The sequence below is a fragment of the Ligilactobacillus faecis genome (assembly GCF_029889745.1).
Lineage (GTDB): Bacteria > Bacillota > Bacilli > Lactobacillales > Lactobacillaceae > Ligilactobacillus > Ligilactobacillus faecis.
Map to the genome: position 1 here is coordinate 2,037,753 of NZ_CP123639.1, position 17,380 is coordinate 2,055,132.

17 protein-coding genes are annotated in these 17,380 nt (G+C 40.0%); 2 read left to right on the forward strand and 15 right to left on the reverse strand.

Features of this window, described 5'->3' with window-relative positions; translation table 11 throughout:
• Positions 1-18 precede the first annotated feature (18 nt).
• The gene (locus QFX10_RS09305; RefSeq protein WP_004047399.1) at positions 19-381 is read right to left on the reverse strand and encodes an Asp23/Gls24 family envelope stress response protein; all 363 of its coding nucleotides are present in this window, start codon (positions 379-381) and stop codon (positions 19-21) included.
• Positions 382-660: 279 nt separating this feature from the next.
• On the opposite strand from QFX10_RS09305, the gene rpmB reads away from it, so the two are divergent.
• The gene (gene rpmB, locus QFX10_RS09310) at positions 661-846 is read left to right on the forward strand and encodes a 50S ribosomal protein L28 (protein ID WP_004047397.1); all 186 of its coding nucleotides are present in this window, start codon (positions 661-663) and stop codon (positions 844-846) included.
• A gap of 77 nt (positions 847-923) precedes the next feature.
• Here the strand turns inward: rpmB and QFX10_RS09315 are convergent, their stop codons facing one another.
• The 12 genes from QFX10_RS09315 to gmk form a co-directional block, all read right to left on the reverse strand.
• Complete coding sequence (locus QFX10_RS09315; protein ID WP_280605951.1) at positions 924-2,564, reverse strand: peptide ABC transporter substrate-binding protein; 1,641 nt, start codon at positions 2,562-2,564, stop codon at positions 924-926.
• A gap of 128 nt (positions 2,565-2,692) precedes the next feature.
• Positions 2,693-3,337 carry a thiamine diphosphokinase gene (locus QFX10_RS09320; protein ID WP_280605952.1) on the reverse strand — a complete coding sequence of 215 codons (645 nt, stop codon included), beginning with the start codon at positions 3,335-3,337 and terminating at the stop codon, positions 2,693-2,695.
• The gene (rpe, locus tag QFX10_RS09325; protein WP_280605953.1) at positions 3,337-3,990 is read right to left on the reverse strand and encodes a ribulose-phosphate 3-epimerase; all 654 of its coding nucleotides are present in this window, start codon (positions 3,988-3,990) and stop codon (positions 3,337-3,339) included. Before rpe ends, QFX10_RS09320 begins: the two co-directional genes overlap by 1 nt.
• A gap of 27 nt (positions 3,991-4,017) precedes the next feature.
• Positions 4,018-4,905 carry a ribosome small subunit-dependent GTPase A gene (gene rsgA, locus QFX10_RS09330; protein ID WP_280605954.1) on the reverse strand — a complete coding sequence of 296 codons (888 nt, stop codon included), beginning with the start codon at positions 4,903-4,905 and terminating at the stop codon, positions 4,018-4,020.
• Between the two features lie 4 nt (positions 4,906-4,909).
• A complete protein-coding gene (gene pknB / locus QFX10_RS09335) occupies positions 4,910-6,619 on the reverse strand; it encodes a Stk1 family PASTA domain-containing Ser/Thr kinase (protein WP_280605955.1) in 1,710 nt (569 codons plus the stop codon).
• On the reverse strand, positions 6,616-7,362 hold the full coding sequence (locus QFX10_RS09340) for a Stp1/IreP family PP2C-type Ser/Thr phosphatase (protein WP_280605956.1): 747 nt from the start codon (positions 7,360-7,362) through the stop codon (positions 6,616-6,618). The genes pknB and QFX10_RS09340 overlap by 4 nt, the downstream gene beginning before the upstream one ends.
• A 3-nt stretch (positions 7,363-7,365) precedes the next feature.
• Complete coding sequence (gene rsmB, locus QFX10_RS09345) at positions 7,366-8,715, reverse strand: 16S rRNA (cytosine(967)-C(5))-methyltransferase RsmB (protein WP_280605957.1); 1,350 nt, start codon at positions 8,713-8,715, stop codon at positions 7,366-7,368.
• Positions 8,705-9,661 (reverse strand): methionyl-tRNA formyltransferase, encoded by a 957-nt coding sequence (fmt, locus tag QFX10_RS09350; RefSeq protein ID WP_280605958.1) that lies wholly within the window; start codon positions 9,659-9,661, stop codon positions 8,705-8,707. Before fmt ends, rsmB begins: the two co-directional genes overlap by 11 nt.
• 30 nt (positions 9,662-9,691) lie before the next feature.
• The gene (priA, locus tag QFX10_RS09355) at positions 9,692-12,115 is read right to left on the reverse strand and encodes a primosomal protein N' (RefSeq protein ID WP_280605959.1); all 2,424 of its coding nucleotides are present in this window, start codon (positions 12,113-12,115) and stop codon (positions 9,692-9,694) included.
• Between the two features lie 13 nt (positions 12,116-12,128).
• On the reverse strand, positions 12,129-13,328 hold the full coding sequence (gene coaBC, locus QFX10_RS09360; protein ID WP_280605960.1) for a bifunctional phosphopantothenoylcysteine decarboxylase/phosphopantothenate--cysteine ligase CoaBC: 1,200 nt from the start codon (positions 13,326-13,328) through the stop codon (positions 12,129-12,131).
• A gap of 173 nt (positions 13,329-13,501) precedes the next feature.
• The gene (gene rpoZ, locus QFX10_RS09365; RefSeq protein WP_280605961.1) at positions 13,502-13,711 is read right to left on the reverse strand and encodes a DNA-directed RNA polymerase subunit omega; all 210 of its coding nucleotides are present in this window, start codon (positions 13,709-13,711) and stop codon (positions 13,502-13,504) included.
• Complete coding sequence (gmk, locus tag QFX10_RS09370) at positions 13,708-14,325, reverse strand: guanylate kinase (RefSeq protein ID WP_280605962.1); 618 nt, start codon at positions 14,323-14,325, stop codon at positions 13,708-13,710. Before gmk ends, rpoZ begins: the two co-directional genes overlap by 4 nt.
• A 238-nt stretch (positions 14,326-14,563) precedes the next feature.
• Here gmk and QFX10_RS09375 point away from each other — a divergent pair, with 238 nt between their 5' ends.
• Complete coding sequence (locus QFX10_RS09375; RefSeq protein ID WP_280605963.1) at positions 14,564-14,947, forward strand: hypothetical protein; 384 nt, start codon at positions 14,564-14,566, stop codon at positions 14,945-14,947.
• Positions 14,948-15,604: 657 nt separating this feature from the next.
• Here QFX10_RS09375 and glnA read toward each other — a convergent pair.
• Positions 15,605-16,948 carry a type I glutamate--ammonia ligase gene (gene glnA / locus QFX10_RS09380; RefSeq protein ID WP_280605964.1) on the reverse strand — a complete coding sequence of 448 codons (1,344 nt, stop codon included), beginning with the start codon at positions 16,946-16,948 and terminating at the stop codon, positions 15,605-15,607.
• Between the two features lie 23 nt (positions 16,949-16,971).
• Positions 16,972-17,349, reverse strand: coding sequence for a MerR family transcriptional regulator (locus QFX10_RS09385; protein ID WP_280605965.1), 378 nt, complete (start codon positions 17,347-17,349; stop codon positions 16,972-16,974).
• Positions 17,350-17,380 lie beyond the last annotated feature (31 nt).

A 17,380-nucleotide genomic window follows, 5' to 3' on the forward strand; every position in this document is an offset into this window, starting at 1 on the left:
CCTTGGTTATTATGGTAACTAGTCGTTGATGACCCGCACACCTTGTACGATCACATTCACTGATTCAGCCGTGATGCCTAACATCGAGTCTAAGTTATATTTGACCTTATCTTGAACGTTACGGCATACTTCTGAGATCTTAGTCCCATAACCTACGATAATATACACATCGACTGCGATCCCTTCGTCTTCTTGACGGATAACGACCCCTTTAGAATAATTATCGCGTTTTAAAATTTCATTTAAATTGTCTCTGATTTGGTTCTTGCTGGCCATACCAACGATCCCAAAGATCTCAGTTGCAGCACCGCCAACTACTGTTGCGATAACTTCATTGCTGATATCGATATTTCCAAATTGATTTTGAATTTTTACAGCCATAAATTCCAGCCTCCTTAACATTTAAGACAATTTTAGCTCTGTCAACTTATCAGGTAAAATAAGTTTGATAGTAGTATTATACCATGTTTCAGATAATTACAAAAAGTCAGATAAACGAAAAGCTTTCTTTCCAAAAATATCTTGATAAATCAACATTTTCAGCTGTCAAGCAAAATTACTTTATAGAAAACTATTGCAATTAACGGCTATCTATGATAATTTTATTTAGTGAATGAGCAAAACCATTGCTCCTAATTTGAGACGAGGGAGGATAATAAAATGGCTAAAGATTTCGTAACAGGTCGTAAGACTACATTCGGTAAGAAGCGTTCACACGCTTTGAACCAAACAAACCGTAGCTGGAAACCAAACTTGCAAAAAGTTCGTATCTTAGTTGACGGTAAGCCTAAAAAGGTATGGGTTTCAGCACGTGCTTTGAAATCCGGTAAAGTTACACGCGTTTAAGCGTCGACTAGCCCCTTGTTTGTGGGCTTTTTTATTTTCATTAAAAAAGAGGATCTCTATTCGATCCTCTTTTTTGTTTAATTGACGATATATGCCTCTTTCCAATTATTAGTTACACCGGCCGAATTTTGTACGAGCCCTTTGACATTTTCACGAACTACTTGAGGCACGTTCACTTGATAAAGTGGTGCTGCTCCTTGTTGTTCATTTAAAACCTTAGCAGCTTGAACTAGATCTTCCCAACGTTTTTCTTTATTATCGGCATCTGTTGTTTTTGAAGCCGTGACCAAACGATCATATTCTGCATTATCCCATTTCCCAAAGTTATATGAGTTATCTTTTGTGAAAAGATCTAAGAAACTGATCGGATCGGCAAAATCAGCTGACCAACCGGTAAGTTGTACATCAAACTGTCCTTTTTCAGCACGAGAGATCCGCGTCTTCAATGGGACATTTTGAACTGATACTTTAACATCTGGTAAATTATCTTCTAATTGACTTTGGATAAATTCGGCTGCTTTTTTAGAAATATCATCATCACTACTCAATAAAGTGAGGTTCAACTTGGAAGTTCCAGTTTCAGCCAAACCTTCTTTTAAGAGTTGCTTAGCTTTTGCTTTATTATAGCTGACACCTGCTGTTGTTTTAGCAGCAGTTGCAAAATCTTGTCCACGGTACTCACTCAATCCTTGCGGTACGATACTTGAACTTGGAAGTGTTCCACCACCAACGATCTTTTCAGCTAATTCTTTGCGGTCGATCGCATAAGAGAGTGCTTGACGGACCTTTAAGTTTTTAAAGACTTCTTTTGTTTGATTAAAATCAAGGTATGTCGTTCGTGCTTGTTTTAAAACACTGTATCCCGGAGTCTTTTCAAGCTGTTTAGCTTGCTCACTACTCAAAGTCGTGTAGTCAGTTTGTTTACTTTGGTAGAGGTTATATGAGGTACTTGTACTTTTATTGACTTTAAAATTGATCGTATCGAGTTTGACTTTCTTTTTATCCCAATAAGCTTCGTTTTTCTTTAACTTCCAGCTGAGATTTGAACCTGTCCAACCTTCAACGACAAAGGGACCATTATAAACTGTCTTAGTTGCATCTGTTCCAAACTTATCACCGTTTTGCTCAACAACTTTTTGATTTTGTGGATAGAACGGTTCAAAGCCCATCAACAGTTCAAAATATGGAACTGGTTTTTCTAAAGTAACAACTAATTCATAATCTCCGTTAGCTTTGATCCCTAATTCTTCAGGAGCTTTTTCGCCTTTAGTGATCGCATCTGCATTTTGGATCCCGCTATATAAGTAAGCGTATGGTGAAGCTGTTTTTTGATCAACTGTTCGTTGCCAACCATAGACAAAATCTTTAGCTGTCACTTTATCACCATTTGACCATTTAGCATCTTTGCGTAAAGTAAAGGTATAAGTCAATCCATTATTAGAAACCTCTGTTTTACGAGCAACTCCAGGTTCAACTTTACTATTTTTCCCGATCCGCAAAAGACCTTCCATAGAGTTTCCAATGATATCCCCACTGTAAGCATCTGTTACTTTAGATGGATCTAAGGTCGCAAGCTCGGCTAAATAGCTCCAATTCAACTCTTGCTTTTCAGCTAATTTATTAGAAGCACTCTGTTCTTTATTAGAACTACATGCAGCTAATAATAGTCCTGCCGTAGCAACAACTAAAGTCTTAGTAAAAAGGCGTTTGACTTTCATAAAAATCCCCCTTGAATAAAATTATAAAAACTAAACAAAAATTAATGTTTAACTAATTTTATTCTATTCAGATTTTAAAATCAATCTTTTTCTAAAAAAAATCCAGCTTCGCTAGAAGCTAGATTTTTTTAATCACGACTTTGGATCACACAAACTACTCCACTTGTAAACTTAAAATGAGCGGTCGAACCTAAAAATTCATTACTGATATAAGCGAGTGGTCCTGCAGTTTTTTGATCGGTCAACCGATATTTCTCATCACTCAAAGTCAAACCTGTTACTGCCGTCAATGGGATAAAAGCCAGATACTTCATTTCAGGCGCTTTTCTCAACTCATGTTCTCCTGGCAAATAAAATGTGATCAAATTTTGGCGATCGATAAAACAGACTTTTTCGACCAATTTAGGGAAATCTATGTTTAAAACACTTAGTAAGTTCGCTAAAAAATGATCTAAACGTCCTCCTGTTGCGCCATAAACATTGATCCTTTCTGGGCTATAAGTAAGCTCACACTCTAATAAAGCAAGCTCTGTATCAGTTTGATCTTTTTCTGGAATAGCTGTAATGAGCTTATGACTAAACTTACGAACTAATGCTTGTTCTTTAGGCGTCGCCGAGTCAAAATCACCGATCGAAAAAAGTGGTCTGATCCCATGTTGAGCTAAATAGACAGCCCCATGATCAACACCGATCCATGTATCAGCTTTAGCTTTTTTTAAAATATCAGGCGGTAAAAATTCAACAGGGCCTCCAGTCAAAATATTGAGTTCCATCAGCCTTTAGCACCTTGTTTCAATAATTTGATCTGCTCAACCGGATCAGAGGCATTAAAAATGTAAGAACCTGCAACAGCAACAGTGGCGCCTGCTTTAGCTACTTGCTCGATCGTTTCAGCATTGATCCCACCATCAACTTCGATCTCAAAATCAAGTCCTGCCTCTTGTTTAAGCTGTGCTAACCGCGCAACTTTTGAAACAGTAGATTCGATAAAGGCTTGACCACCAAAACCTGGATCAACAGTCATCACTAAAACTTGATCAACTAGTGGCAAGATTTCCATGAGCGCTGTCAATGGTGTTCCTGGATTGATAACGACTTCTGCTTTGACACCAGCTTCTTTGATCTGACTGAGTACTCGATGGATATGAGGAGTAGCTTCGATGTGTACTCCGATCAAATCGGCTCCAGCCATAGCTAATTCTGCAATATATTTCTCTGGTGTTTCGACCATCAGATGACAATCAAACACTAATTTAGAATGCTTTCGTAACGCCTTGACAACATTAGCGCCAAACGTTAGATTTTCGACAAAATGTCCATCCATAATATCAATGTGTAAATATTCAACACCTGCTTGCTCAACAATGGCAACATCGTGAGCCAAATTTGCAAAATCTGCACTTAAGATCGATGGTGCTATTTTCATTTTTCTTCATCCCTTCTAAAATTATCCTCAACGATATTTAGGCTTTCGTTCAACGATCGCCGTATGGAATTGGCGATAGTTCTCATACCGACTAGTTAAGATCTCACCTGCTGCAACTGCTTCTTTGACAGCACAACCTGGCTCGTTCAAATGTAAACAACCTCTAAAGCGACAGCCCGCTTGAAAGGCTACAAAGTCAGGGAAAAGTAGCGGTAATTCTTCTTTAGTGATCTCACGCAATTCAAAAGAAGAAAAGCCTGGTGTATCAGCGAGTAAATTATCCCCGATCGGAAGCAATGAGACCTTTCTTGTCGTATGCCGTCCACGACTGAGAGCTTTAGAGATCTCGCCAGTTTCAAGTTGTAAACTTGGATCTAAATGATTTAATAATGTCGATTTCCCAGCACCAGTTTGGCCCATCACAACGATCACTTGGTGGTCTAAGTCAGAGAGGATCTTCTTAGCAACACTTTGTTCATTTTGTCTTCCTCCAAGATAAACAGGATAATATTTGTGATAGTAAGCTGTGAGCGCCTGTATTTTTTCCAATTGCTCTTCAGTCAATAGATCAACTTTTGAAAAATAAAGTACTGGTGCGATCTGCTTTGCTTCTAACATCACCAACTGCCGATCCAATAAGTTACTTGAAAAATCAGGCTGCACACAAGCTGTGACAACGATCGCCGTATCAAGGTTAGCCATCGGAGGGCGAATAAGTTCATTTTTACGTGGATAGATCTCCAATATATAGCCTTCATCGCTTTTTTCAGCTTTAAATTCAACTTGATCACCAACAAGTGGTGTTTGCTTTTTCTTACGGAAATTGCCCCGAGCTCGCGTGCGATATTCTTCTCCCGTTGCAGTTACTACATCGTAATAACCACTCAACGATTGTCTGATCTGTCCCTTTACCAAATTATCATTCCTCTTCTTGTTTATAATATTTCGAACCAGTCGCTCCTTTGGTCCCTATAGTAACTTCTAAAACATCCCCCTCTTGAACAAATGTTCCAACTGGCGGATCTTGAGCGATCACAGTATCAACTTCTTCACTTGAAGTCACTTTAACTTTTTTTACGATCAATTCGAGACCACATTCACGTGCGTACGCTTTAACTTCTTTTAAAGAAAAGCCACTCAGATCAGTCATTCCTGCTAAATTTTGCCCTTTGCTAACTGTAAAAGTTACGGTCGTCTCTGAAAGTGCAACTTTCTTTTTAGCTGCGATCGATTGTGCAATGATCTCTCCTTTTGCGACACTGTCAGAGTAGCGCTCCTCTTTTTTGACGACCACCCCTTGTTTGCGCAAACGTCGACTGACATCGGTATAATTTCTTCGACGATAATCACCAAAAGTCACTAAAGGCGCCCCTTTAGATAAAGTTAAAGCGATCTTAGTATTTTGCTTGACGGTCGTCCCTTTTTGGGGCGAAGTAAAAGTCACTTGACCTTTAGGGTAGTTTTTATCATATTGGTAAGTTATCTTGCCGATCTCAAGTTGCTTTGCCTCTAGTAATTGTAACGCTTGTTTTTGCGAAAGCCCCTTTAAAGCTGGAACTGAAACATCTTTTGGAATAAGGTAAAAATAACTGAGTAAAATAATTACCAAGACGCATCCGATCCCGATAAGGTAACGCCGTTTAAAACTTTTGACTTTGGCTTTTTTAGTCACTTGACTGATTTTCCCTAGATCAAGTGTCTTTTCTAATTCCAGATCAGACTTAGCTAATTTTTCAGAAAGATCTGGTAAGACTTTCGTTTCTTCTTCAACGATCTTTTTAGGTCGCCAAGGTAAAGCATCTTTTCGTTTAGGATCAAGACAAGTCTCTAGATCTAGCTGCATCTCCGTTACGCTTTGATAACGTTCCCGCCGATCTTTTGCTGTTGCGTGTAAAACAACATTTTCCAACGCTTGTGGGATATCAGGATCGTCTTTCCGAAGTGATGGCATCTGGCTACGATAATGTTTGAGAGCGATCGAAACAGCAGTCTCACCATCATAAGGCACATGCCCTGTCAAAAGCTCAAAGAGAATGATCCCCAAAGAATAAATATCTGATTGCTGGGTGATCATACTTCCACGTGCTTGTTCAGGCGAAATATAATGAACTGATCCCATTAAAGTATTGGTTCGTGTCATCGTCTCTTCAGCAACTGCGATCGCGATCCCAAAATCAGTGATCTTAACATTACCAGCTTCGTCTAACAAGATATTTTGTGGTTTTAAGTCACGATGTACGATCCCATGTTGGTGAGCTTCGCGGACAGCTACTAAGATCTGATTCATGATCGCAACTGCTTTTTCATAAGACAAAGGTGCATTTTGGGCAATATAACGTTTAAGGTCCATGCCCTTGACGTATTCCATGACGATATATTGCATCCCTTGATCTTCACCGATGTCAAAAATATCTACAATGTGCGGATCATCTAATTTGATCAAAGAGTCAGCTTCACGATGAAAACGGCGGACCGCAGCTGAATCATCGCGAAGATCAAGGCGTAAAAGTTTAACTGCCACATCACGATCTAAGATCAGATCATGGGCCAAATAAACATTAGCCATCCCACCTTCACCTAATGTTTTGATAACTTGGTAACGCCCATTAATGGCATAACCAGCTCTCATGGCTCACCGCCTCCCTTATCGATCTGGATGAGTAAAGCCGTGATATTATCTGTTCCCCCAGCTAAATTAGCTTGATCGATCAGCTGCTCACACTTCTTTTCAAGCGTTTGCTCTGATTCAAGGATCATTTTGATCTCTTTATCGTCTAACATATTTGTCAGACCATCAGAACAAAGTAGCAAAATATCACCTGCAACTTTTTTATAGATCTTTGTATCGATCTGTGCTTGCTTGGAAACGCCTAATGTTCGCGTAATGATATTTTTATGGGGATGGTGTTTAGCCTCTTCTTTGCTGATCTCTCCACGTTTGACGAGCTCATTGACATAAGAATGATCTTCTGTCAATTGTTCAAAAGAACCTGCATGCCACAAATAAGCACGACTATCACCGATATTAGCGATCGCATACTTATCTTCAAAAAGCAGTGCACACACAAGCGTCGTTCCCATTCCAGCTAGATCATGATATTGATCAGCGCGTTTTAAAATACTTGTATTCTCCACGATCACTTGGGCTTTCAACCAAGTGATCGCTGCAAGCGGATCATTTAATGTCGTCTGCTCAAATAAATAGCCTAAGTGAGAGACTGCCATTTCAGAGGCAACTTCCCCACCTAAGTGTCCACCTAGACCGTCAGCAACGATAGCAAAAGTTGCTTGATTTTTATTTTTAAAAACAGCGACTCGGTCTTCATTTATTTTACGTTCTTTTCCAACATCACTTGTGTATGCGATCTGCATCTATTACACCTCAGTTCTCTTTTTTAATGTAGCAATGAAAAAACCATCTGAAAGATGATCATCTGGATAGATCGTTAACCCCAATTCGTTGCGATCTTTCTTTAAATTATTTTTTGTTTTAGTTTTTACTTGTTCAAATTCTGGATGTTTCTCCAAAAATTCATCAACAGTTGCTTGATTTTCTGTCGTCAAGATCGTACAAGTGCTATAAGTCAAAGTGCCTCCAACTTTTAGCGTTTGCGCGACCTTATCTAAGATCTCGACTTGGATCCGATGCAAATTTTTAGAGTCTGTCAAACTTTTCTCATATTTGACTTCTGGCTTTCGCCGCAATAACCCTAGACCAGAGCAGGGAGCATCAACTAAGATCTGATCAAAAGTTTCAGGCGCAAAGACTTCTGCGGCTTTTCTTGCGTCGAGTTGTTTTGCTTCAACATTTTCAGCAACATGTGCTCTTTTAGCATTTTGCTCGATCAATTTGACTTTATGCGCATGGATATCTAGACTGACCACTTTACCTGTCGTCATCTCTGCTGCTAGTTGTGTCGTTTTTCCTCCAGGAGCTGCACAAGCGTCTAAGATCAACGCATTTGGCAAAATTTCCATTGAATCAACTGCCAACATTGCACTTTCGTCTTGAACGATGATCTGTCCTTTAGCAAAAGCTTCTGTCGCTGGGATAAAGCCCCCAGTAAGACGGAGCGCCTCGGGTGTAACTGGACTTTCTTCAACTTCAAATCCAGCTTGATGCAAACGCGTCATGATCTCTTCTTTATTTGCCACTTTTTTATTGATCCGAACAGTTTGATGCGGTGGCTGATTGACCGAGTCAAGGATCTGTTCAGTTTTTTTCAGTCCCACTTCAGCCTGCAACGCTTCGACCAACCATTTAGGTGTACTTGTTTTGATACTTAAATATTTAAGCGGATCTTTGATCTCTTTTAGATCTGGTAGTCCTTGACGATCAAGTGCATGTAAGATCCCAGTCACAAATTTTCTGATCCCTGCATGCCCTTTGACTTTAGCGATCTCGATCGTTTCGTTAAAGATCGCCCGCTTAGGAATATTATCTAAATAGATCTGTTGGTAAAGAGCAGTCAATAAAAGTTGCTTGACCCAAGGCGTGACCTTCTTAGGATCTTTGATAAATGGTCGTAAATAATATTCAAGCGTTAATTTATGTTGGATCACACCATACACGATATTGGTCAGTAAATGTGCATCACGCTTAGATAATCCATGTTTTTTAATAGTTTGGTCTAACGCCAAATTAGAATACGCCCCATTTTTTTCGACTTTGACAAGTAACTCGACCGCTAAAGTACGCGGATCATTTTTCAATTTATTCACCATCAGCTATGACCTTTTGCCCTACTTTTAATCCTTGACCGACACCATTTAAATAATCAGTGACTTTTAACTTTGGTTTTCCAGCTGGCTGTAAAATATTGATAGCATAAACACTACCATTAGCCCCAGCTAAAAGTAACTCATGTTTATCAACAGAAACAACTGTTCCAGCTGTAAATTCTGTTTTTTCAGCTAGTGGAGTCACATCCCAAAGCTTTGTTCGCTTGCCATTAAAGTTTTTAAAGTACGCACCTGGTGCAGGGCGAAGCGCACGAACTTTTTGGTCAAGCTCTTTTGCTGTCAATTTAAGATCTAACACTTCTTCTTCTGGTTTGATCGTTGGTGAAAAGACAACACTTGTCTCATCTTGTTCGACTGGCTCGACTTTACCAGCGATCAGATCAGGTAATAAGGTAAGGAGCGTTTCTTTTCCTAAAATACTCATTTTAGTAAAGATCGAAGCGGTGTCATCAGTGGCTGTGATCGGCATCTTAGCCTGGGCAAGCATCGCCCCAGCATCCATCTTTTTGACCATGTAGATGATCGTGACCCCTGTCTCAGTTTCACCATTCATGATCGCATATTGAACTGGTGCGCCTCCACGATATTTAGGTAATAAAGATCCATGAACATTGATCGCTGCGATCTGAGCTGCATTGATCAATTTTTCTGGTAAAAATTGGCCAAAAGCGGCTGTAATGATCAGATCTGGTTTTAAGTCAATGATCTCTGCCATTTCGGGACTATTACTCAATTTTTCTGGCTGTAATACTTTGATCCCGTGTTCTAAGGCTGTCTTCTTGACTGGTGAAGCAGTCAAGATGCGTTTTCGTCCTACAAGACGGTCTGGCTGGGTCACAACTGCTTTGACGTCATAACCAGCTTCGATCACTCCTTCTAAGATCGGAGCTGCAAATTGGGGTGTGCCCATAAATACGACTGATGTCATCTTATCATCCTTTACTATAAGTTTTGTGGCTCATGTTAAAAAATTGACTGGATCGCGATCAACAACGACCTGCAACCCTTTTTTCTCACCACGTTGGCTTTGAATGACTAACTCTTCGAGATAACTTTCCAAAGCCTGTTCATGTTTATATTTTATCACTAATTGATAATAAAACCGATTTTTGATCCGCATGATCGCACTCGGAGTTGGTCCTAAAATGATCGCATCTGCACTAAGGCATTGAGCTAGTTGCTTTTTGATCAAAAAACTTTCTTTTGCAGCTAAATTTTCACTTTCAGCACTGACAGTGATCTTGATCGTATAATAGTACGGTGGGTAATCGTTTAAATGGCGCAGCTGCATCTCTTGAAAGAAAAAGCGCTCATAATTTTGCTGACAAGCTAATTGGATCGCATAATGTTCTGGATTATATGTTTGGATCACAACATGTCCTTTCTTATCTGCACGACCAGCACGCCCACTGACTTGTGTCAAAAGTTGAAAAGTCCTTTCGCTAGCCCGATAATCCGGAAATTCTAAGGCTGTATCAGCATTTAAGACCCCAACTAACGTTACATCTGGAAAATCAAGCCCTTTAGCGATCATCTGTGTCCCTAACAAAATGTTAGCCTGTTTTGCTCCAAACTGTTGCAGTATTCTCTCGTGTGCGCCTTTTTTTCGCGTCGTATCAACATCCATTCGCAAGATCCGTGCATCTGGTAAAAGTTGGTTGAGTTTTTCTTCGATCTTTTGCGTTCCTGTTCCGTAATAATAGATCTTTCTACTATGACACTGAGGACAAACATGCGGGATCGCTTCTTCATGTCCACAATAGTGGCATTTCATCGAATGGGTATCCATGTGCAACGTCAAAGAAACATCACAATTAGGACATTTAAGTACGAAGCCACATTCACGACACATGACAAAAGCCGAGTATCCTCGGCGATTTAGCATCAAAACAGCTTGTTCTTTACGTTGCAAACATTTTGCTAAAGCTTCTAACATCTCATTTGAAAAATCTGGATCTGGTGCAGTCAGCTTAGCTTTGCGCATATCAACAAGCGTGACTTCAGGTAAGTTGTCCCCGTTGATCCGCTTTGTTAATTGTAAATGTGTATATAAGCCTTTTTGAGCGCGGGCCCGCGTCTCAAGAGCAGGAGTCGCTGAACCTAAAACAACTGGACAGTTATGATATTTAGCACGCCATAAAGCCACTTCTTTGGCTTGATAACGAGGCATATCTTCTTGTTTATAACTTGTTTCATGCTCTTCATCGATAATGATCACACCCAGATCTGTCAGCGGGGCAAAGATCGCTGAACGCGCTCCTACAACAACACTTGCTTCGCCCCGCTCGATCCTGCGCCACTCATCATAACGTTCACCGTCTGATAAAGCGCTATGAAGTAACGCCACTTGTTTTCCAAAACGTGCTTTGACTCGAGCGACCATTTGTGGCGTCAATGAGATCTCAGGAACTAACATCAAAGCTTGCTTTTTTTGTTCTAAAACACGTGCGATCGTTTGCAGATAAACTTCTGTTTTCCCACTGCCAGTCACACCTTGAAGTAAAAAAGTCGTTGCCTGAGCTTGTTTAACAGCTGAAGTGATCTGATCAACTGCATTTTTTTGTTCTGCTGTTAAAATTTTGGGTACACTTTGCCCATAATCTTTTGTTTGTGTTGGATCACGATAAGTTTCGCGTTCAAATTGTTTGATCCAGCCTGATTCACTAGCCTTTTTCAGTTGACTAGCAGTAAGATCGAGTTGCGCTTGAACTTGTGCTTGTAAAAGTTCTTGACCACTTTTTGCAGCTAAAAATGCTAAAAGGTCAAGTTGCTTTGTCGCATTTTTACGCACTTTAGCTTTGAACTCAGCATAATTTTGGCGTGTGACTAACGAAGTCAAAAATTTCGTTTTTTTAACACGCGCACGATCTTTCACATGATATATGACTTCTAGTTGTCCTGCTTTTTGTGCTTTGCGCAATAACGCCTGTTCAGCTTTTGAAAAGCGTTCGGCTGAAAATTCAAGTTCTTCTTTAGCTCCAAAAAATTGCTTCAATTCGCTTGAAGCTGTTGGTAAAAGTCGTAATCCTTTAGAATAACTAGCCCGCATCACATTTGGTAGCATAACTTGTAAACAACGGATCTTAAACGCAAATGTCTCTCTAGCTAAATGATCAGCTAACGCCAACGCTTCTTCATTCAAAACTGGCGTTAGATCCATCAAAGCTTCGATCTGCTTTGGTTCGATCTGATCAGCAAAAGTTACTTTTTCACTCAACTCAACGACAAACCCTTGAACTTTGCGATCTCCTTTTCCAAAAGGAACGACGACCCGCATGCCAACTCGGATCTGATCTTTTAATTCAGCTGGGATCTGGTACGTATACGGCCGATTGGTCTGCATCGCTTTGACATCAACGATCACTTGCGCATAATTTGGCATAATCTCCCCCTCTTCACTTGCTTGACCTTAAAACCTCATCTAAGATCTCATGAGCCAAGCGTTCTTTAGTTACTTTAGGTGTCGTCTTGACTTCTTTTTGAGGACGTAATAATAAAACTTGATTTTCATCTGACCCAAAACCGATATCTGACCTTGAAACGTCATTAGCGACTAAAAGATCTACATTTTTGGCGAGCAATTTATCTGTTGCGTTTTTTAAGAGCTCATCTGTTTCAGCTGCAAAACCAACTAAATATTGATCAGCTCGCTTGATCTGTCCTAAATGCTTTAAAATATCAGGATTTTTCAATAATTTTAATTCCCACGTCTCATTTTTCTTCTTGATCTTTTGCGAAGAGATCTGGGCAACACGATAATCAGCGACTGCTGCAGCCATGATCGTGATATCGGCAGTTGGGAAATGCTTTAAGAGAACTGCTTCCATTTCAGCTGCTGTTACGATTTTTTCGACCTGAATCCCCCTTGGAACAGGCAGATCACTCTTAGTTGTTACTAATGTCACTTGGGCGCCTCGAGCGTTAGCTGCGTTGGCTAGAGCATGTCCCATTTTACCACTTGACCGATTAGCAATGTATCTAACAGGGTCGATCGGTTCGAGCGTTCCACCAGCACTCACTAAAACCCGTTTCCCCTTAAGATCTGCGTTAGACGTAAGTTCGGTGGCTAACCACGCCATGATCTCTTCTGGCTCTGGCATTCGTCCTTTTCCTGTATAACCTTCAGCTAAATACCCGTCTTTAGGCATCAAGATCTTGACACCATCAGCACACAACTGCCGGTAATTACGCTGTGTTGCACTAGCTTCCCACATCTTTTCATTCATTGCTGGAACTAAATAGATCGGGGCAGCAGTAGCTAATAGTGCCGTTGAAACAAGATCATCAGCGATCCCATGCGCAAGCTTGGCCATCAGATCAGCTGTCGTCGGCACAACTAAGGCTAACTCACTCCAGTCAGCTAATTCGATATGGGGGACTGCTGTCTTTTCGTCAGTAAAAAGTTCAGTCAGGACCTCATTATGAGTCAAAGCTTTAAAAGTCAGTGGCGTTACAAATTCTTGAGCAGCTCGGGTCATAGCAACACGCACCTTGGCCCCAGCTTTCATCAACGAACGTGCGACATACGCTCCTTTATAAGCCGCGATCCCACCTGTGATATAAAGTGCGACTCGTTTATTTTTTAGGCTCTCCATAATAAATCCTACTATGTTCTTTGAATAAAGAAGTATAGTTTTTCCTTTCTTAACTGCTCGATATTTTCATTGTACCGCATTCTAGACTGCTCATGTCAAACTTCGCCTTATAAAATTTGACGATAAAAATAAATAAGATCAAGGTGATCACCTTGATCTTATTTATTATTCTATTAGCCTTCTTCACCCTCGGATTTGATCTTAAGATCTCCGGCTACGATCTCTTCTAGGGCACGACCAACACTTTTAACTGATTCATATTCATTGAGCATCGGTAAAGCACCTGCATCTAATTCATGTGCCCGCTTTGAAGCAAGCATGATCAAAGAGTAACGAGAATCCACACGTTCTAGAAGTTCATCAACTGATGGATATAAAATCATTTTAACACTCCCAATTGTTTCTTATAGTCTGGCAAAAAGCGTTTTACACGCCAACGTTCTGCTCGAATGATCGTTTTGATCTTCTCGGCTGCTTTAGCAACTTCATCATTAACGACTGCATAGTCATAATTTTGCATCATTTCGATCTCATCTTTTGCCTTTTCCATCCGCTTATCGATCGTTGCAAGATCATCTGTCCCACGGTTGATGATCCGCTGACGCAACTCCATTAAATCTGGAGGAGTCAAGAAGATAAACAAGCCATCTGGCACCTTTTTGCGTACTTGCATCGCACCTTTGACTTCGATCTCTAGGAAAACATCTTTTCCCATGTCAAGCATTTCATTAACGTATTTTAATGGTGTTCCATAGTAATTGTCAACATATTGAGCATATTCAAGCATACCATCTTCAGCTATCTCTTTTTCAAACTCTTCTTTGGAGACAAAATAATAGTCTTTCCCATTAACTTCACCAGGGCGCATCTGCCTTGTAGTCATCGAAACGGAATAATGAAAGTTGTTACCTTCTTGTGAAAAGATCTCCTTTCGTACAGTCCCTTTGCCCACACCCGAGGGGCCTGAAAGAACGATCAACATTCCTCTTTTAGCCATGCTTTCCAAAACTCCTCAATTTTATAAATTTATATACCATTTTGCACTTTTTTAGTACTATTTTCAAGTCATCTTAAACAATTTAATGGAAATATCCAAAAAAACTAGTTAAAAAAGTCCTTTTCTCATCGAATTTAGATGAACTGCTAAAATTTTAACAAAAAATACACTTGATTTATCGAACGGATGTTCATATAATGATTATATCAAACAAACGTTCTCAAGGAGGAGCCAGCCTATGTCATTCAAAACTTTTTTCCGCTCTAAGAAACTCACTCGCTTTTCTCACGAACTACATGAACGCGCCCAAACTTTTTTTGAACCAACAGCTCCAGTTAAAAACTACGCTACGATCCCAGAAAATCAGCTCAAACTTTTCTTAAATCAAGCGATCCAAACCAAACGCTTAGTAACGATCACACTCAAGACACAAAACAATAGCTACGAAAAACTCACTGGGACGCTGTATCCCTTGAACGATCAGTTAAAAGTCGTTTATTTACGCCTTGATGCTAAAAAAACACGTTTGATCTTCATTAAAGACATCGTTCACCTTGATCTTGGAAAGTTAAGTTTAAAGGATGTCCGCCCCTTGACTTACGAACGTGTCTCTTTTCACTGACAAAAAATAAAGTTGGACACTCTATTTAACCTATATTTCTTAAGGCAAGATATCGGTATTCTACCGGTACCTTGTCTTTTAGTTTGACCTTTATCCACTCGTTAATTACGATCTAGCCCTTGATCACTGTGGAAAGCCATATGATGGTTTGGTCTAAATTTTATTAATGCATCCAACGATCTTAACAAGGGCTGTTGTTGGAGGCTTACTGGTACTATAGCTCACTATTTCATCTGTACATAGATCGACTTACGTGATCACTATTTTTTTGAAATGATAATATAGATCAAAACGACGCTATAATTAAGTTTCTAGTTTTCTTACCTTGTAATCCAAGGACAAAATCATTTTCTCACATTTGTTTATTATACACATGTGCTGATAGATCATTTTCTCGCATGATACGACTAACACGTTTATACTTTATTTTTATGCCTTGAGGTCATAATTTAAGGTTACTGTACGAACGGGTAGGTCCTATATATTATTTTAAACCACCATACTGTATTTTTATTTGGACCACATAAGGATACTTGAGCGAAGCTTCACTCTATAGACTTTAGCTACTATGTTGCTCCGTATGACGAACAGGCAACAAGCGCAAAAAAACTGGTATGGGATCTCATCATCCCATACCAGAAAATGTATACTTTTTTATCAATACAGTTCTAAATATTGATCGCGTTCCCATTGAGAGACTTCTTGGCGATAAGCTTCCCATTCAAGACGCTTAGCCTCAACAAAGTTGTTGTATAAATGTGGTCCCATCGCAGATTTGATCACTTCGTCTGTTCTTAATGCTTTCAAAGCATTATGTAAAGTTGAAGGTAGATCTTCGATCCCACTTTCTTTTCGCTCTTCTTCATCCATTACGTAGATATTGCGATCAACTGGTTTTGGTGGCTCGATCTTATTCTTCAAACCATCAAGCCCTGCTGCTAACACAGCTGCTACCGCTAAGTATGGGTTAGCCGAAGGGTCAACACTGCGTAACTCAACTCGAGTCGATGCTCCACGTGCGATCGGCACACGGATCAAAGGTGAACGATTATGTCCTGACCAAGCAACATAAACTGGTGCTTCATAACCAGGCACAAGACGCTTGTATGAGTTAACCGTTGGATTCATAACAGCCGTATAATTACGTGCATGTTTGATCAGACCACCTAAGAAGTAACGTGCTTCTTGCGAGAGTTGTTCTTCTGCATTCTCGTCAAAGAAGGCATTGCCATTTTTATCAAACAATGACATATTCAAGTGCATCCCTGACCCATTGATCCGATCAAGCGGCTTTGGCATAAACGTTGCATGCAGACCATATTTACGCGCAACAGTCTTAACGACCAACTTAAATGTTTGAATATTATCACAAGCATGTAATGCATCAGCATATTTGAAGTCAACTTCATGTTGACCAGGAGCAACTTCATGGTGCGATGCCTCAACATCAAAACCTAATTTTTCTAATTCTAAAACGATATCACGACGACAATTTTCACCTAGGTCAACAGGTGCGAGATCAAAATAACTCCCCTTATCGTTCAAATGGGTCGTTGGTTTGCCTGTTTCTGGATCTAGCTTAAATAAGAAGAATTCCGGTTCTGGTCCAATATTGAAATCAGTAAAACCTAATTCTTTCATTTCATCTAAAATACGGATCAAATTATTTCTTGGATCACCATAAAACGGTGTTCGATCAGCGTTATAGACTTCACAGATCAAACGAGCAACTTTACCATGCTCACTTCCCCAAGGAAAGACGAGCCAAGTTGAAAGATCAGGGTAAAGCCACATATCACTTTCTTCGATCCGAACAAAGCCGTCGATCGAAGAACCATCAAACATCATCTTGTTATCCAAGACTTTTTCTAATTGGCTGATCGGCACCTCAACATTTTTGATCGTACCATATAGATCAGTGAACATTAAACGCAAGAATTGGACATGTTCGTCTTTTGCAATTTTGCGGATCTCTTCTTTAGTGTAGCTAGGTTTTGCCATAATGATCGCTCCTTGTAAGTTGATTAAAGGCCGTTATTTCGAAATGAGAACTGACTTTGCTTGCTTAAACCGCTGACAGCGATAAATTCATCATGCAAGATCTTTCTAACATCAGCATCCGTTAACGATTTACCTTGTTTAGCTTGCTTTTCTGCTAATTTTTTAGCATAGATCCGCTTGATCCCTGCCATATTTAGCCCTTCAGCTAAATAATCTTTGACTTCAAGTAATTTATCGATATCATTTAGCGAATACATCCGCCGATTCCCTTCATTTCGAGCAGGTATAACAAGTTCTTGTTCCTCATAATACCGGATCTGACGTGCCGTTAGATCGGTCAGCTTCATCACAGTCCCGATCGGTAAGACCGCCAATGAACGGCGCAGTTCTTTTTCTTTCATAACGTCCCTCCTTCTGACTACTCGTTAAGCA